At 72.8% G+C, this 14,502-nt stretch carries 16 protein-coding genes; 8 read left to right on the plus strand and 8 right to left on the minus strand.

The window, feature by feature from the left end; all coding sequences use genetic code 11:
* The first annotated feature begins 58 nt into the window (after positions 1-58).
* The 3 genes from AB0C76_RS27400 (at position 59) to AB0C76_RS27410 (ending at position 3,404) form a co-directional block, all read left to right on the plus strand.
* A complete protein-coding gene (locus AB0C76_RS27400; protein WP_359970653.1) occupies positions 59-484 on the plus strand; it encodes a hypothetical protein in 426 nt (141 codons plus the stop codon).
* Between the two features lie 91 nt (positions 485-575).
* Positions 576-1,970, plus strand: a complete 1,395-nt coding sequence (locus AB0C76_RS27405; RefSeq protein WP_359970655.1) for a pyridoxal-phosphate dependent enzyme — start codon at positions 576-578, stop codon at positions 1,968-1,970.
* A gap of 246 nt (positions 1,971-2,216) precedes the next feature.
* Complete coding sequence (locus AB0C76_RS27410; protein WP_359970657.1) at positions 2,217-3,404, plus strand: serine hydrolase domain-containing protein; 1,188 nt, start codon at positions 2,217-2,219, stop codon at positions 3,402-3,404.
* A 116-nt stretch (positions 3,405-3,520) separates the two neighbouring features.
* On the opposite strand, the gene AB0C76_RS27415 is transcribed toward AB0C76_RS27410, so the two are convergent.
* Entirely contained in the window at positions 3,521-4,369 is an 849-nt protein-coding gene (locus AB0C76_RS27415; protein WP_359970659.1) for an alpha/beta hydrolase, read from the minus strand.
* Between the two features lie 240 nt (positions 4,370-4,609).
* Here AB0C76_RS27415 and AB0C76_RS27420 point away from each other — a divergent pair, with 240 nt between their 5' ends.
* Positions 4,610-5,050, plus strand: a complete 441-nt coding sequence (locus AB0C76_RS27420; RefSeq protein ID WP_359970660.1) for a hypothetical protein — start codon at positions 4,610-4,612, stop codon at positions 5,048-5,050.
* Positions 5,051-5,175: 125 nt separating this feature from the next.
* Here AB0C76_RS27420 and AB0C76_RS27425 read toward each other — a convergent pair whose 3' ends face one another.
* The gene (locus AB0C76_RS27425; protein ID WP_359970662.1) at positions 5,176-6,015 is read right to left on the minus strand and encodes an NAD(P)H-binding protein; all 840 of its coding nucleotides are present in this window, start codon (positions 6,013-6,015) and stop codon (positions 5,176-5,178) included.
* 93 nt (positions 6,016-6,108) lie between these two features.
* On the opposite strand from AB0C76_RS27425, the gene AB0C76_RS27430 reads away from it, so the two are divergent.
* Complete coding sequence (locus AB0C76_RS27430; RefSeq protein ID WP_359970664.1) at positions 6,109-6,480, plus strand: helix-turn-helix domain-containing protein; 372 nt, start codon at positions 6,109-6,111, stop codon at positions 6,478-6,480.
* 63 nt (positions 6,481-6,543) lie between these two features.
* On the opposite strand, the gene AB0C76_RS27435 is transcribed toward AB0C76_RS27430, so the two are convergent.
* Positions 6,544-6,993, minus strand: a complete 450-nt coding sequence (locus AB0C76_RS27435; RefSeq protein WP_359970666.1) for a hypothetical protein — start codon at positions 6,991-6,993, stop codon at positions 6,544-6,546.
* Positions 6,994-7,239: 246 nt separating this feature from the next.
* On the opposite strand from AB0C76_RS27435, the gene AB0C76_RS27440 reads away from it, so the two are divergent.
* Both AB0C76_RS27440 and AB0C76_RS27445 read left to right on the plus strand, forming a co-directional pair.
* Positions 7,240-7,878, plus strand: coding sequence for an ATP-dependent Clp protease proteolytic subunit (locus AB0C76_RS27440; RefSeq protein WP_359970668.1), 639 nt, complete (start codon positions 7,240-7,242; stop codon positions 7,876-7,878).
* A gap of 1 nt (position 7,879) precedes the next feature.
* Positions 7,880-8,482 carry an ATP-dependent Clp protease proteolytic subunit gene (locus tag AB0C76_RS27445; protein WP_359970670.1) on the plus strand — a complete coding sequence of 201 codons (603 nt, stop codon included), beginning with the start codon at positions 7,880-7,882 and terminating at the stop codon, positions 8,480-8,482.
* Positions 8,483-8,567: 85 nt separating this feature from the next.
* Here the strand turns inward: AB0C76_RS27445 and AB0C76_RS27450 are convergent, their stop codons facing one another.
* Positions 8,568-9,017 (minus strand): helix-turn-helix transcriptional regulator, encoded by a 450-nt coding sequence (locus tag AB0C76_RS27450; protein WP_359970672.1) that lies wholly within the window; start codon positions 9,015-9,017, stop codon positions 8,568-8,570.
* A 211-nt stretch (positions 9,018-9,228) separates the two neighbouring features.
* Between AB0C76_RS27450 and AB0C76_RS27455 the strand changes: the two genes are divergently transcribed.
* The gene (locus AB0C76_RS27455) at positions 9,229-9,921 is read left to right on the plus strand and encodes a lysophospholipid acyltransferase family protein (RefSeq protein ID WP_359970674.1); all 693 of its coding nucleotides are present in this window, start codon (positions 9,229-9,231) and stop codon (positions 9,919-9,921) included.
* Positions 9,922-9,946: 25 nt separating this feature from the next.
* Here the strand turns inward: AB0C76_RS27455 and AB0C76_RS27460 are convergent, their stop codons facing one another.
* The 4 genes from AB0C76_RS27460 to AB0C76_RS27475 form a co-directional block, all read right to left on the minus strand.
* Complete coding sequence (locus AB0C76_RS27460) at positions 9,947-10,711, minus strand: alpha/beta fold hydrolase (protein WP_359970676.1); 765 nt, start codon at positions 10,709-10,711, stop codon at positions 9,947-9,949.
* Positions 10,712-10,933: 222 nt separating this feature from the next.
* A complete protein-coding gene (locus AB0C76_RS27465; protein WP_359970678.1) occupies positions 10,934-12,496 on the minus strand; it encodes an AMP-binding protein in 1,563 nt (520 codons plus the stop codon).
* Positions 12,497-12,590: 94 nt separating this feature from the next.
* Positions 12,591-13,259 carry a hypothetical protein gene (locus AB0C76_RS27470; protein WP_359970680.1) on the minus strand — a complete coding sequence of 223 codons (669 nt, stop codon included), beginning with the start codon at positions 13,257-13,259 and terminating at the stop codon, positions 12,591-12,593.
* Between the two features lie 81 nt (positions 13,260-13,340).
* Entirely contained in the window at positions 13,341-14,402 is a 1,062-nt protein-coding gene (locus AB0C76_RS27475; protein ID WP_359970682.1) for a BTAD domain-containing putative transcriptional regulator, read from the minus strand.
* Positions 14,403-14,502: the final 100 nt, after the last annotated feature.

Genomic DNA, 14,502 nt, shown 5'->3' on the forward strand with positions numbered 1-14,502 from the left:
ATGCTACTTTGAACGCGTTCAAGACTCTTGAACGCGTTCAAAGCATCCCTGGGGGTGGATGATGATGCGGTCCTTCTCGTCGCACTACGCCGAGCCTCGGCCGTGGGGGCTCGCCGCGTGTGCCGGTGCCTCGTGGCTGGTCTACGCCGTCGCGTACGCGACGGGTCATGCCGGCGCCGACGAGGAGACCCTCGCCAGGTGGTCTCTGGCCGGGCTCAGCACGCTGATTCCCCTGGGGGTGCCCGGGCGCTGGGGCTTCCGCGCGGCCTGTCTCGTCGTCGGTTGGCTGCAGTTCGGCCTGGAGCTCGTGGTCTCTCTGCCGTGGCTGATGATGCCGCTGCCCATCCTCGTGGGCTTCTTTCCGTCCGGCATCGTGCTGCTGCTCGCGGGCCGGAAGAACGGCGGCCCGGTCGGCAAGGCGATCGGCGTCCTCCTGAGTCTGGTCCCCATCGTGCTCTTCTTCACCGTCTGGGGAGACAGGTGACCGACCTCGCCCCGGACTCGTCTACCGGGGTTCGGTCGTGGGCAGGCTCGGACATGTCTGCACACGTTGACCCGGTTGCACGGTGACCCGGATGAAGGAGCGCATGATGACCGCAGTGCACGAGTCCGTCCTCGACGCGATCGGCGGGACGCCGCTGTTCCGCCTCGGGCGGCTGGGGGCCGGGATCGCCGCGCCGATCTACGCCAAGGCCGAGTTCCTCAACATCGGCGGGAGCGTCAAGGACCGTGCCGCGCTGTCGATGGTCCTGGCCGCCGAGCGGGAGGGGCTGCTGGGGCCCGGCGGGACGATCATCGAGGCGACGTCCGGCAATACCGGCATCGGACTCGCCATCGTGGGCCGTCAGCGGGGGTACCGGGTGATCGCCGGGGTGTCGGACAAGTCGGCGCCCGAGAAGTCGGACATCCTGCGGGCGTACGGGGCCGAGGTGGTGCTCGCGACGACCTCCGTGCCACAGGAGGACCCGCGGCACCTGTTCAACGTGGTCCGGCGGCTGACCGAGGAGATCCCCGGGGCCTGGCTCGCCAACCAGTACGACAACCTGGCCAATCCGGACGCCCATGTCCGGACCACCGGCCCCGAGATCTGGGAGCAGACGGGCGGCCGGGTCACCCACTTCGTCGCGGGCGTGGGCACCGGAGGCACCGTCACCGGCACCGGGGGGTACCTCAAGCAGGCCTCCGGCGGTGCGGTGACGGTCGTCGGCGCTGACCCGGAGTCCTCGTCGTACGGGGGCGGCGACGGCAGCCCGTGGTTCGTCGAGAGCATCGGCCACTTCCTCCACCCCGAGACGGTTGAGGACCGCTGGCCGCAGGCCTACCGCTCGGAGGTGATCGACCGGTTCGAGCGGATCCCGGACCGCGAGTCGCTGCTGACGGCGCGCCGGCTCGCGCGCGAGGAGGGCATCCTGGCCGGCCCTTCGTCCGGGGCGGCGGTGGCGGCCGCGCTGCGGGTGGCGCGCGAGCTGGGACCGGACGACCTGGTCGTGGTGCTGCTGCCGGACTCGGGCCGGTCCTACCTGTCCAAGGTGCACAGCGACGGGTGGATGCGGCGGCTGGGCTTCCTGGAGGAACCGGGGGAGGGCGAGCTGCGGGCGGCCCTGGAGGGCGCCGGCCCGCTGGTGACGGTCGGCGCGGACGCGACCGTCGGCGAGGCGCTGGAGGCGCTGCGGGCCGTGCCCGGCGGAGTCGCCCCGGCCGTACTGCCGCGGGCGGCGCGGCCGTACGGGGTGGCCGACGGGGAGGTGCTCGGCTCGGTGTCCCGGGAGGTGCTCCAGGTGGCGCTCGCGGACGGCGGCGCCAAGCCCGACGGCCCGGTGCGCGCGCTGCTCGGGCCGGCCCTGCCGACGGTCGGGGTCGGGCAGTCGGCCGCCGAGGCGCGGGCCGCGCTGACGGGCGGGCACGCGGGAGTGGTGGTGCTGGTGGACGGGAAGGCGGCCGGGGTGCTGACGAAGGCGGCGCTCGCCTGAAGGTCCCCGTCGGCACCGCGTGGCGGGCGAACGGAAGGATGCGGCTTCTCCATGGTCCGGGCTTCCGCCCGGCGCCCGGCCGCCGAAGCCGCCGTCCGCGGCGCCCGTGCGCCTCCAGCTCCTCCACCTGACCTCGGGGGGGCTAACCCCCGGACCTATTCGGGTGGTAGCCGGTTGGGCAGGGGGCGGGCCGGCGCGGCACGCTGGGCGTGAACAGGGAACGAGCAGCACGAACAGGGGATGTCGATGAGGGCACGTACGGGGACGGCGGCGCTGTGGGCGGGTGTGTGCGCGGTGGCGGTCACGGGGCTTCTCCCGGCGACGGCCGTCGCGCAGCCGGCGCCGAGGCCGGTGCCAGGGGAGGCGGCGCGGCCGGTCGGTCTCGCCGAGGGCGTCGAGCAGGCGGTCGCGGACGGGTTCCCGGGAGTCCTGGCCTACGCCCGGGACGGGGAGCGGGAGTCGCGGGTGGCGGCCGGGGTCGCGGACCTCGCCACCGGCGAGCGGGCCCGGCCGGACCAGCGGTTCAGGATCGCCAGCAACACCAAGTCGTTCGTGTCGACGGTGCTGCTGCAACTGGAGGGGGAGGGAAGGCTGTCCCTGGACGACAGCGTGGAGACGTGGCTGCCCGGAGTCGTCGACGGGAACGGCAACGACGGCTCGGCCATCACCGTCCGCCAACTGCTCAACCACACCGCGGGCATCTACGACCCCACCACCGAGCCCGAGTTCTTCGCCCCCTACCTGGAGGGCCACGACCGGGACTACGTCTACACCCCGCGCGAGGTGATCGCCCGTGCCGTGCGGCACGAGCCGCTGTTCGCGCCCGGAACCGGCTGGTCGTACTCCAACACCAACTACCTGGTCGCCGGTCTGGTCGTCGAAGCGGTCACGCACCACAGCGCCTCGGCCGAGATCCACCGACGGATCCTCGCCCCGCTCGGCCTCGACGACACCGCCTTCCCGCTGACCGATCCGGCCATCCACGGCCCTCACCTGCACGGTTACGACTTCGAGCACCAGGACGTGACGCGCTTCAGCCCGTCCTACGACTGGACCGCCGGCGCCATGATCTCCACCGTCAACGACCTGGCCCACTTCCACCGGGCGCTGTTCACCGGCAAGCTGCTGCGGCCCGCCCAGCAGCGCGAACTCCTCACCACGGTGAACTTCCCGCACGCACCGGCGTACGGACTCGGCGTTCAGCACATGGACGTGTCGTGCGGCGCGGCGCCGGACACCAGGTCCGTCGCCGCCTGGGAGACCGACGGCGGCGGGCCCGGCTTCACCAGCGTCTCGCTCACCACCACCGACGGTGAGCGGCAGCTGGTCCTCGTCGGCAACCTCTACGACATCGGTGCCGATCTTAAGGGCGAGCCGCCCGTCCCGCTGAGCAAGGGGATGATGCAGGCGCAAACGGCAGCACTGTGCGGCTGACGCGCGGCGCCGTGCACGACCGGGGAGCCGCCGCCATCTGCCTCCCCGAGACGCGGGACCGCGAACTGCCCGGCGAAGCGGCGTCCGCCGCCGCGTGGCCGATGGTGCGGGCGCGGTCAGCCCGCGAGGTGCTCCAGGAGGAGGGGCATGATGCGGTCGGCGTCGGCTTCCGGGAGCCAGTGGGTGGCGCCTTCCAGGGGGACGAAGCGGTAGGGGGCGCTCACGTGCTTGGCCGTCAGTTCGGCGGCGTCGCGGCCCAGGGCCATGTCCTCGGTGCCCCAGACGAACAGCGTGCGGACGGTGATCTCCCCGGCGGGCACCCGGAGTTCGTCGTTGATCGCCCGGTACCAGTTGAGGCCGGCGGTCAGTGCGCCCGGCTCGGTGAGGCGTCGGACGTTGGACTCGACGAGCTCCTCCGTCAGTGCGCCCCGGTACAGGGTGTGCAGGCGGGCCGCGTCGTCGGCGAGCATCCCCTGCTCGGCGACGTTGCCCGGCCGGCGGAAGAGCTTGACGTACTGCGAGCGTTCGCGCTGGTCGCTGCCGTTGTTCATGGCCTCGTAGAGCGCCTCGGGGTGCGGGGTGGCGAGGACGGTCAGGCTGTGGAGCCGCTCAGGGTGGGCGGAGGCCAGCGCCCAGGCGACGAGGCCGCCCCAGTCGTGGGCGACCAGGTGGAAGCGCGGCGAGCCCAGTGCGTCGGCGAAGCCGAGGGCGTCCGCGACGAGGTGCTCGACGGCGTAGTCGGCGATGTCCTCGGGGCGGGCGTCGGGGGAGTAGCCGCGCTGGTCGACGGCGACCGCGCGGTAGCCGGCGGCGGCCAGCGCCGTGAGCTCGGCGGTCCAGCAGTCGGCGAACTCGGGGAAACCGTGGAGCAGCAGGACGAGTTCGCCGTCGGCGGGCCCGGCGGCGAGTGCGTCGAAGGTGTGGGGGCCGACGGTCAGCCGGGTGGGAGTGGGCGTGGTGGTCATGAGGCGAGCTCCTGTCGGTCGTACGTCAACAAGACGATCACACCACAGGGTTGACGGGGCGACGACAGGGGGTGGGGCGGGACGAGGACGGCTCGGGGCAGTCGCAGGCTGTTACAGGGCGGTGACGTTTCGCCCACAACCGACCGGCGCAGTGCGGCGTCCGTATACATGACAGGGCCCGGGCCGCACCGGACACCGCGGTCGGGCCGGCACCCACCTCCCCTCGAAAGAGGTGTACCCGTGATCGTCTCCAAGCGGAACTCCATGCGCCTGGCCGCCGTGACCGCCGTCAGCGTGCTCTCCATCGGCCTGGCGGGCACCGCCATCGCCGCCACCCCGTCCGCCCCGTCCGCGCAGCCCGTCGCCGCCACGGTCGCCGCGTCCGGCTCGTCCGCCGCGGCCGCCGCCCAGGCCGGCATCACCGCCAAGCCGTCGGTTTCGTCCGTCCACGCCTGGGAGCTGTTCCGGGTCAGCGGCACGACCACCGGCCTCAAGCCGGGCACCAAGGTGACCCTGCAGCAGAAGCAGCACGGCTCGTGGGTCACCCTGCCGGCGTCGGTGAACACCAACCGCAACGGCGCCTACTCGCTCGGTGTGAAGCTCGGCATCAAGGGCCTGAACGAGCTGCGCATCGTCAGCGGGAACACCGTGTCGCCCGTGTTCACCGTGACCGTGGGCTGACCTGCGGCCACGGTCGCCGTCGTCGTCAACTGCCGGGGTGGCAGCTGACGCCTGAGCGGGCGACAGCGGAGCAGGACGGCCGGCTCCCACGCTCCCTGAGGTGGGGGCCGGCCGTCGGCCTGTGATCAGCGGAACGCGGCGACGTTGCGGGCGGCCCAGTCGGCGAACGGGCGCGGCGCGCGGCCGAGGACGCGCTGGACGTCGGGGCTGATCCGCAGTTCGGCCGGGTTCGGGGAGCCGAGGATGTCCAGGGTGTCGTCGGCGAGTTCCACCGGCATGGCCCGGGACATCGCCGACCTGGCCTCGTCGCGCGTGAGTTCGGCGAACCGGACGGGCGAGCCCAGTGCGGCGGCGATGGCCTCCGTCTGCCGGCGGGGCGTGATGAGCTCCGGGCCGGTCAACTCGAAGACACCGCCGGTGTGCCGGTCCTCCACCAGGCAGGCGGCCGCGACCTCGGCGATGTCGGCCGGGTCGACGATCGGCACGCCGACGTCGCCGAAGGGGGCGGCGACGACCCGCTGCGCGCGGACGGACTCGGCCCACCAGAGTGCGTTCGAGGCGAACCCGCCCGGCCGGAGGATCGCCCACTCCGTTCCGGACGCGCGCAGGGCGTCCTCCACGGCGCGTATCGCGATCCGCGTCGGGCCGAACGGCCTGGTCGCCACCCCCTGCGAGGACAGCAGGACGATGCGCCGGACCCCGTGCGCCGCGGCCCGGCCGATGACGTCGGCAGGGTTCGCTCCGGCGGCGTGCAGGTCGCCGGACAGCAGGAGGAACAGCGCCTTCGCCCCCGTCAGGGCGGTCCCGAGGCCGACGGGTTCGGTGAGGTCGGCCGCGACATGGCGGACTCCGTCCGGTACCGGCGCAGTGCGTCGCGACACCGCCGTCACCTGGTGGCCCGCCGTCGCGAGCGCCTGCACCAGCGGTCGGCCCACGTTTCCGGTGGCCCCGGTCACCACGATCATGATCAGCTCCTTGCTCGATTCCCTGAGGTGGCCCTCACGTTAGGAGTCGGAGCTAATCTTTCGTAAGGACATACCTTGAGGTAAGCTCATGACATGGCGGGAGGGGTGCAGTTCAGGCAGGCCGAGGCGGGCAGGCGGTATGAGGTGTTTCACACCGACTGCCCCGCGCGCGACGTGGTCGACCACGTGACCAGCAGGTGGGGCGTCTGGGTGCTGATCTCCCTGCGGAGCAACGCGCTGCGGTTCTACGAGCTGCGCGAGAGCATCCACGGGATCAGCGAGAAGATGCTCGCCCAGACCCTGCGCGTCCTGGTCCAGGACGGCCTGGTCTGGCGCGAGGTGGAACCGACGTCACCGCCCCAGGTCACCTACGGGTTGACCGAGTTCGGCCGGGAGGTCGGCGAGCCACTGGCCGACCTGTTCGACCGGATCACACGCCGGCTGCCCCCGCGCGACGCCGAGTAGCCCGGCGAGCGGCGGCCGGCCGTAGGCCCTGCGGGCCGGAGTCCGGTGAACGGGACGGTCCGGTCAGGCGAAGGCCGTCTCCGCGAAGCCGAGTCCTCCGCGGTCGTGGTGGGTGAGGACGAGCCGCTTCGAGTGCAAGGGTGCCTGCCGCACGTACTGGTGATATCCCGTCGCCCGGAACCTGAGGTCGAAGTAGTGGCCTTCGATGTGCCACCCGGGGTCGCTCCCGTGCACCGGGCCGCCGCGACCGTCATCCGGGGCCGAGCGGTGGAGGCGATCGATGTCGAGGTGCAGGGCCATCCCGCCGAAGGCGAGGTCGCCCTCGAAGTCCCAGACGTCCTCGAACGCGAGTGTGGACGGCGCGATCCAGAAGGTGAAGTGCTGCTCGGGCGCGACCGGGTGCACCCAGCGCACGATGTAGTCGATGTCCAGCAGCAGGCGCGGCAGCGGGTTGTCGGGGGAGGTGCTCGGCTGCACGCAGATCCCGTGGATGGTGACGTCGTGCCATCCCATCGCCTCGAAGTCGGCGTCGCTCCAGGTGCTCTTCGTCAGACCGATTCCGAGTGGGTTCCCGTGCTCATGGCGGAATCCAAGCAGACCGGGCGCGGGCGGGGAAGGCGGTTCTCCCGCGCCCCGGCGCCTCTGCCCCCGGCGCCTCTGCCCGTGGCGAATCTGCGGCGGGCAGAGAAATCGCATCCGGAGGTCTCCGGCGGTCGAGAGTGATGGGGAACAGCATCCCCACTTCTTCGAGGAGACCTGATGACTCCACTCGGCACCCTCCTGCCCCGCGCGGAGGAGGGAGACACCCCACCCAGCCGGTTCGACGACCACCTCGCGGCGCAACTGCTCGCCCAGCGGATCGTCCTGCTGGGCACGCAGGTCGACGACGTGTCGGCCAACCGGGTCTGTGCGCAGTTGCTGCTGCTCTCGGCGGAGGACCCGCGCACCGACATCTGCCTGTACATCAACAGCCCTGGCGGCTCGGTCACCGCGGGGCTCGCCATCTTCGACACCATGCGGCTCATCCCGAACGACGTCTCGACGCTGGCGATGGGCTTCGCGGCCAGCATGGGGCAGTTCCTGCTCACGGTCGGCGCGGCCGGCAAGCGGTTCGCGCTGCCGAACGCGCGGATCATGATGCACCAGCCGTCGGCGGGCATCGGGGGCTCCACCGCGGACATCGAGATCCAGGCGGAGAACCTCCTGTTCACCAAGAAGGCCATCGAGCGCATCACCGCCGAGCACACCGGGCAGAGCGAGGAGACGATCGCGCGCGACGGCGACCGGGACCGCTGGTTCACGGCCGAACAGGCCAGGGAGTACGGGATCGTGGACCGGGTGGTGGAGTCGCTCGCCGACATCCGCCCGGCCTCGTCGCGCCGACGGATGGGGCTGTGACATGGGGTCCTACACGGTTCCGTACGTGATCGAGCGCACCGCGCAGGGCGAGCGGTCCTACGACGTCTTCAGCCGGCTGCTGAACGAGCGGATCATCTTCCTCGGCACCGAGATCGACGACGGCGTCGCCAACGTGGTCATCGCGCAGCTCCTGCACCTGGAGTCGGAGAACCCGGAGCGCGAGATCTCGATCTACCTCAACTCGCCTGGCGGAACGTTCACTTCGTTGATGGCGATCTACGACACGATGACGTTCGTCCAGGCGCCGATCTCCACGTTCTGCGTGGGCCAGGCGGCGTCGACGGCGGCGGTGCTGCTGGCCGGCGGGGATCCCGGGCGGCGGTTCGTGCTCCAGCACGCGCGGGTGCTGCTGGGCCAGCCGGCCAGCGGCGGGCGGCAGGGGACGGTCTCGGACCTCAGCCTCGCGGCCAAGGAGATGGTCCGCATCCGGTCGCAGGTGGAGGAGGTCCTGTCCCGGCACACGCACCACGACGTGGCGACGCTGCGCGCGGACATGGACCGGGAGAAGGTGCTCACCGCCGAGGAGGCCGTCGCGTACGGGATCGCCGACCAGGTGCTGAGCCGACGACTCGCGTTCGCCTGAGCCGCAGGGCCCGGAGCAGTCCGGAGTGGTCCGGGCGGCTCGGCCGGCGGCCGGTACTACAGGGGTGTACCGGCCGCCGGTCCGGTCAGGCGACGAGGCAGAGGCCGTCGTACCGCGCCGTGGGCGACGTACGGCCGCGGTCGACCGGGCTCCGGCCCAGCCGGCTGATCCGGGCGTGCCGGGCGAGGTCCTCCTGGGCGAGCGAGAGCAGGTCGCCGAGGCCGAGGCCGAGGGCCCGGGCGGCGGCCGCGAGCACCTCGGAGGAGGCCTCCTTGCGGCCGCGCTCCAGCTCCGACAGGTACGGCATCGAGATCCGGGCCTCGTCGGCGACGTCCTTCAGCGTGCGCTCCTGCGCCAGCCGTTCGCGCCGCAGCACGTCGCCGACGAGGTCGCGCCACAGCGGTTCCTTCGGCTCGGGCGGCTGCGGGGCGGTGGCCGGCCGCTGCGGGGCACCGGCCGCCCCGCCGGAACCGGCCGGCGCGGTCTTCGGGCGCAGGGGGATGACGCGGGCTTCGTTCGGCGCATGAGTGCTCACCCCTCCAGCCTATGGATCCAGGGCGCCGGGGGAAGGGCGTGGCGTTCTGCCCTGGGTGAAGCCGCGCTACGCGAAGCCGCGCGGCCGTGCGGGGGCGTCGCGGACGGGCGAACCCACGCCGGGTTGAGTACGGCTACTCAGGCGGCCGGCGGCGGTGCTCCGCGAGGATGGCGCCACCAGCCCGCCGTCGAAGGCCAGATGAGGAACGTCCATGCTCAGCCGGATCGCCAGCACGCTGCTCCCCGTCCTCGGTCGTCTGTCCGTCACTTCCGAACTGGCGGGCCCGGTCGCGCCGGGCAGCATCGTCGTGGCCAACCACAGCTCCCTCGCGGACCCGGGCGTGGTGCTGGCCGCACTGCGCCGCCTCGGGACCGAGCCGGTGGTGATGGCGACCGCCGGGCTGTGGCGGATCCCGGTGCTCGGCGCGGCGCTGCGGGCCGGCGGGCACATCCCGGTCCACCGGGGGACGGCCCGGGCGGCGTCGGCCCTCGACTCGGCCGCGGCCGCGCTGGCGGCCGGTCGCGTCGTGCTGATCTACGGTGAGGGCTGCCTTCCCAGGCGCCGGGACTCCGGTGACGCGGAGCCGGGCGCCTTCCGCACCGGCCTGGCCCGGCTCGCCGCGGCGAGTGGTGCCCCGGTGGTGCCGCTGGGCCAGTGCGGTGCGCGCCGTCTGAGCTCGGGCAGTGCCACCAAGCAGATCGCCGGCTTCGCCACCGCCCCGCTGCGGCGTCCCGCCGTGCACGTCCACGTGGGCGCGCCGCTCCACCTGGAGGGCGGCGTCGCGGAGGCGACGGTCGCCGCCCACCGCGCGGTCACGGCGGCTTGGCGGACGGCGGAGCGGGAGCGTCGCGGGCTCACCCGCCTCCCGGGAGCGTTCTCGCGCCGGCAGAATTCCGTCGGGTGACGCCTCCCCAGGGGGATCGGCGCCGTCACCGCTCCCGCGGCCCGGCGGTGTCCGCGAGGAACTCGACCAGCACCCGCGTCACCTCGTGCGGTCGTTCCAGGTTCGGCAGGTGGCCGGCCCAGGGGAGTTCGAGGTGGCGGGCGTCCGGGAGCCGGACGGGCAGGGCGGCCGCGATCTCGCGGAAGTCCGGCAGGTCGTGCGCACCGGAAACGGCCAGCGTGGGGGCGGTGATCCGGGTGAGGTCGACCTCCTCGCGATCCGGTCCGCCGGTGGCCTCCGCCTGCACCTCGAAGGCGTGCCGCTGCATCCGCCGGACGCTTTCGCGGGCTTCCTCGTCCGCCTCCGGCCCCAGCCACGTCGAGACGTTCAGTTCGACGGCAGCCGCCACGTCACCGGCCTCGATAAGCTCGTCCTCGCGCGCACCGAAGGCGCGAAGCGTCGCACTGGCTTCGTGGCCGGGCATGCCCGCCCCCAGCAGGGCGAGCGCGGACACGGCGTGCGGGCGCAGCGCTGCCACCGTCAGCGCGATTCGTCCGCCGTGGGAGGCGCCGACCAGCGCGGCGGACTCGATGCCGAGGTGTTCGAGCAGGGCGAGCACGTCTCCGGCGTCGCTGTACGGGCCGTCCGCCAGCGGAGAGTCGCCGAATCCTCGGAAGTCGCACCGCACCACCCGGTACCCCGCGTCGACCAGCGGCTGCCACTGGGCGTCCCACATCCGTCGGTCGCACACCGAGGAGTGCAGCAGGAGGACGGCGGGCCCGTTCCCTGCCACGTCATGAGAGATGATCATCTGCGGGATGGTAGTGGTGCGCTCGGCGTTCTCCAACCGGGTATCCGCCCTGACGGACCGTGGTGGGGGTGGCAGCCCTCAGCGCCGCCACCCCCGTTGGCTTCTCGACACCCGGGCCGTGGTTCATTGAGCCAAACCCCACCATGGGCTGAAAGCAGGTGTGGATCCGTGCGGGGTTCGGTGGGGTTTCGGTGAGCGTTCCGGTGTTCGGGCGTACGCGGTTCAGTCCGCGAGGGCCTCGCGGAGCCGCTTCTTGTCCGGTTTGCCGACAGCCGTCAGCGGGATCGCCTCCACCAGGTGCAGGGCCTCGGGCGCGTAGATGCGGCCCTTGTTCGCGGTGACGAAGGCGCGGACGTCCGCCAGCTGCGGCCGCTGCCCCGGGGCGGGGACGACGGCGACGTGGACGTGTTCGGCCTCCTGGGCGTCACGCACGCCGTAGACGGCGCACTGGGCGATGGCCGGGTGGGTGAGGAGGAGGTCCTCGACCTCGGTGGGGTAGACGTGGCCGCCGACCACGATGATCAGGTCCTTGAGGCGGCCGGAGAGGAAGAGGTAGCCGTCCGCGTCGAAGTAGCCGATGTCGCCGGTGTCGAGCCAGCCGTCGTGCAGCACCTGCTCGGTGAGGTCGGGCCGCTTCAGGTACCCGGCCATCAGGGTGGCGGAGTGCACGTGGACCTCGCCCTGTTCGCCGGCCGGCAGGTCGGTGCCGTCGGCGGAGCGGATCGCCACCTCCACGTCGGGGAAGGGCCGGCCGACCGGCAGCGGGCCGTCGTCCCCGAACCGCGCGTACTCGTCCGGGGTGAGCACCGCGATCTTCTGCGCCTCCGACATGCCGTAGAGGCTGACCAGGATGGGCCCGAACACCTTGACGGCCTCGCGGATCCTGGTCGGGGAGGAGGGGCAGCCGCCGTACATGATGCGGCGGAGCCCGGCCAGGCCGGTGCGGCCGATGGCCGGGTGGTCGAGCAGCTGGTAGAGCAGCGGCGGCAGCACCCAGAGGTCGGTGACGCGTTCGCGCTCGATGGCGGCGAGCACCGCGCCGGGGTCGAAGGAGCGCTGGAGGACGACCGAGCCGCCGGCGTGGAGCGTCACGTCGGCGAGCACCCCGGCGAGGTGGGCGAGCGAGGTGGCGACGAGGAGGCGGGGCGGTTCGTCGTCCGGGCGGCCGTCGAACGGGGTGTCGAGGATGCTGCGGTAGGGGCCGTGGAGGCTGACGATGCCCTTGGGAATGCCGGTGGTGCCGCCGGTGTGGCGGATTCCGATGTCGTCGCCGGGGCCGATGGGGACGGCCGGGTCCTCGGCGGGCCGGCCGGCGGAGGCGGCGATCACGTCCTCGGCGGGCCCGCCCGGCCCCAGCGCGAGGACCGCCGTGACGTCGACCAGGGGCAGCAGCTCGGTGGCGTCCGCGTACCGTTCGCCGTCCACGAGGAGGACGGTGGTGTCCGCGCCGGCCACGATCTCGGCCAGGACCGGGGCGCTCATCCCGTCGTACAGGTTCACCACGCGCGCGCCGGCCAGACCCGCGGCGTAGCGGGCGCTGAGCGCCTCGGCGGTGTTGCCGGTGAGGAGGGTGACGGTCGCGCCGCGTCCCACGCCCCGGGCGAGGAGCTCGTGGGCCAGGCGGTAGGTGGCGGCGGCGAACTCGCCCGCGGTGATCTCGACGCGGTCGGCGGTGGTGATGGCGCGCCGGTCCGGGTCGGCGGAGAGGGACCGGAGGATCAGGGCGGGTGCGCTGATGAACTCCGGCTCGCCCATGGCTACTTCTTCCTTGTAGTTTGCAACCATGCCGTCAGGCTAACTCCACTCCCCGCCCCGCACCGCCGAGTTCCGGCCATACCGGTCCGGGTGTCGTCCGCGGACGGAGGACGCCGGTCCGGTGTCATTCCAGCTCCGGGTAGTAGCCCCGCTGGTAGTCCGACAGGTCGGAGACGGCCAGGTCGCCCCCGCCGCGGCAGATCGGGCAGACCTTCTTCCCGAAGCACTCGCTGCAGCGGGCCCGTCCGTGAGGCTCGCTGGGCCTCCACCCACGACCGCCACAGCTGGGGCACCAGCCGAGGCCGTCGCACTCGTAGCAGAGGACGTGACCGGGTGTGACGGCCTCCGGCGTCAGGACCGGCTCCGGCCACTGGAACGGCTTCGGCGCGCGGAGTGCGAGTGCCGGTGTCCGCCCGCTGAACATCACGGCGGAGGTGTGGTCGCCGGTTCCGACGCGGATGGCGTTGCCGTCACGGCGGGCGAGGACCATGGTGGCGCGCTTCCCGTCCTGCTGCGCCTCCGACGTCGTGACGTCCCAGCCGGCCGCGTCGAGGAGGACGGCCGCACGGGAGGCGATCTCGGCGGCGGGGACGGTCGCGGGACGTTCCCCGCGGAACAGGGCCGAGAAGTGGTAGCGGAGCGGATCGTGCCAGTCGGCGACCAACGGATCGTCGAGGAACAGCAGACCGAGGTCGGCACCGGGCGTCAGGTCGGTGATCAACGCGACCAGTTGCTCGCGCAGGGACCGGCCCAGCCGGTTCAGTTCGGCACGTGCTCCCGGTATCTCGCTCATGACAGCCTCCTGGTGTTCGACCACGTCAAGATCCGGAGCCCGGCCCGGTTCCGTGTCCCCTGGAGAAGGACGCGGGCCAGGTCAGGACCTCCGGTCCCGGCTCAGCATCGTCTGCCGGGTGCGGCGAAGCAACTCGCCGGGGAGCACACCCAGTTCCTCGCCCAGGCGGTGGCGGGTGCGGTCGAAGACGGCCAGGGCCTCGGCCTGCCGGCCGCCCTGGTGGAGGGCACGCATCAGGAGCGCGACGATCTGCTCGTTGAGCGGGTGCGCCGTGGCCAGGGCGGACAGTTCGGCGGTCGCCTCGGCGGTCCGGCCCAGCGTCAGCTGCCACCCCGCCTTCCGCTGCGCCAGGGTGATCCGGTGTTCGGTGAGCCGCAGCCGTTCGAGTTCGGCGAACCGTCCGGGCAGGCCGGCCAGGGGCTCGCCGTAGAAGAGGTCCAGCGCCTGGGAGCAGACGCGTACGGCCTCGGCCAGGTCACCGGCCCGCTCGGCCGTCGTCGCGGTGGCGGCCAGCTCCTCGGCGCGGGCCACGTCGACCTCGACCGCACCGCGGTTGAGCCGGTAGCCGGCCTGCTCCCGTTCGATCACCGCGGCCGTGCCGTCCCCGGGCCCGGTGCGCAGGATCTTGCGCAGCCGGTAGATGTAGACCGGCACGACGTTCCCCACCGGCGGCTCCATCCCCCAGATCCGGTCCAGCAGTTCGTGCGTGCCCACCGCTCGGTCCGGCCGCAGGGCCAGCGCGGCGAGGACGGCTTGCTGGCGAGCCGGTCCCAGGTCGACGGGTCGCCCGTCCTGCCAGGCCTGCGGCGGGCCGAGGAGGGAGATCCGCAGGCCCGCACCGGGCGTGCGGTCCGCCGCCCGGCGGGCGCGGGTTCGTGACGGGGTGTCCGCAGTTCGTCGGCGCGGGCCGTGGCCGGGCGTCACCAGTCCGCAGTCGAAGGCGTGGACGATGGCGGCGGCCCGGTCGCGGAGCCGGAGCGTGGCCAGGATCCGGCCGAGGTGGCCGGCCACGGCGCGTTCCGGAATGGCGAGCGAGGCGGCGATCTCGGCGTCCGTCAGGCCGCAGCCGATGGCGTACAGCACGTCGCGCTGGCGGGGGTCGAGGGGATCGAGTGCGGCGACGGCGGGTGGGCTCGGCGGCATGGCTGCTCCGTAAGTTGTTAGGCGGCCCGGGAGGGCCGGATGTGGCTAATGGCTGCTTGCCCTTGGTGGCTGCCCTGGAGTGGCCGTCCGGCTCTCCGGG

Source organism: Kitasatospora sp. NPDC048722 (assembly GCF_040650235.1).
Classification (GTDB): domain Bacteria; phylum Actinomycetota; class Actinomycetes; order Streptomycetales; family Streptomycetaceae; genus Kitasatospora.

Excerpts from the sequence above, each read along its gene's own strand:
- AB0C76_RS27430 (WP_359970664.1), top strand. The coding sequence starts at position 6,109 with ATGGCGGGAGGGGTGCAGTTCAGGCAGGCCGAGGCGGGCAGGCGGTAT.
- AB0C76_RS27400 (WP_359970653.1), top strand. The coding sequence starts at position 59 with ATGATGATGCGGTCCTTCTCGTCGCACTACGCCGAGCCTCGGCCGTGG.
- AB0C76_RS27425 (WP_359970662.1), bottom strand. The coding sequence starts at position 6,015 with ATGATCGTGGTGACCGGGGCCACCGGAAACGTGGGCCGACCGCTGGTG.
- AB0C76_RS27440 (WP_359970668.1), top strand. The coding sequence starts at position 7,240 with ATGACTCCACTCGGCACCCTCCTGCCCCGCGCGGAGGAGGGAGACACC.
- AB0C76_RS27405 (WP_359970655.1), top strand. The coding sequence starts at position 576 with ATGAAGGAGCGCATGATGACCGCAGTGCACGAGTCCGTCCTCGACGCG.
- AB0C76_RS27410 (WP_359970657.1), top strand. The coding sequence starts at position 2,217 with ATGAGGGCACGTACGGGGACGGCGGCGCTGTGGGCGGGTGTGTGCGCG.
- AB0C76_RS27465 (WP_359970678.1), bottom strand. The coding sequence starts at position 12,496 with ATGGTTGCAAACTACAAGGAAGAAGTAGCCATGGGCGAGCCGGAGTTC.
- AB0C76_RS27470 (WP_359970680.1), bottom strand. The coding sequence starts at position 13,259 with ATGAGCGAGATACCGGGAGCACGTGCCGAACTGAACCGGCTGGGCCGG.
- AB0C76_RS27475 (WP_359970682.1), bottom strand. The coding sequence starts at position 14,402 with ATGCCGCCGAGCCCACCCGCCGTCGCCGCACTCGATCCCCTCGACCCC.
- AB0C76_RS27455 (WP_359970674.1), top strand. The coding sequence starts at position 9,229 with ATGCTCAGCCGGATCGCCAGCACGCTGCTCCCCGTCCTCGGTCGTCTG.
- AB0C76_RS27415 (WP_359970659.1), bottom strand. The coding sequence starts at position 4,369 with ATGACCACCACGCCCACTCCCACCCGGCTGACCGTCGGCCCCCACACC.
- AB0C76_RS27445 (WP_359970670.1), top strand. The coding sequence starts at position 7,880 with ATGGGGTCCTACACGGTTCCGTACGTGATCGAGCGCACCGCGCAGGGC.
- AB0C76_RS27460 (WP_359970676.1), bottom strand. The coding sequence starts at position 10,711 with ATGATCATCTCTCATGACGTGGCAGGGAACGGGCCCGCCGTCCTCCTG.
- AB0C76_RS27435 (WP_359970666.1), bottom strand. The coding sequence starts at position 6,993 with ATGGGATGGCACGACGTCACCATCCACGGGATCTGCGTGCAGCCGAGC.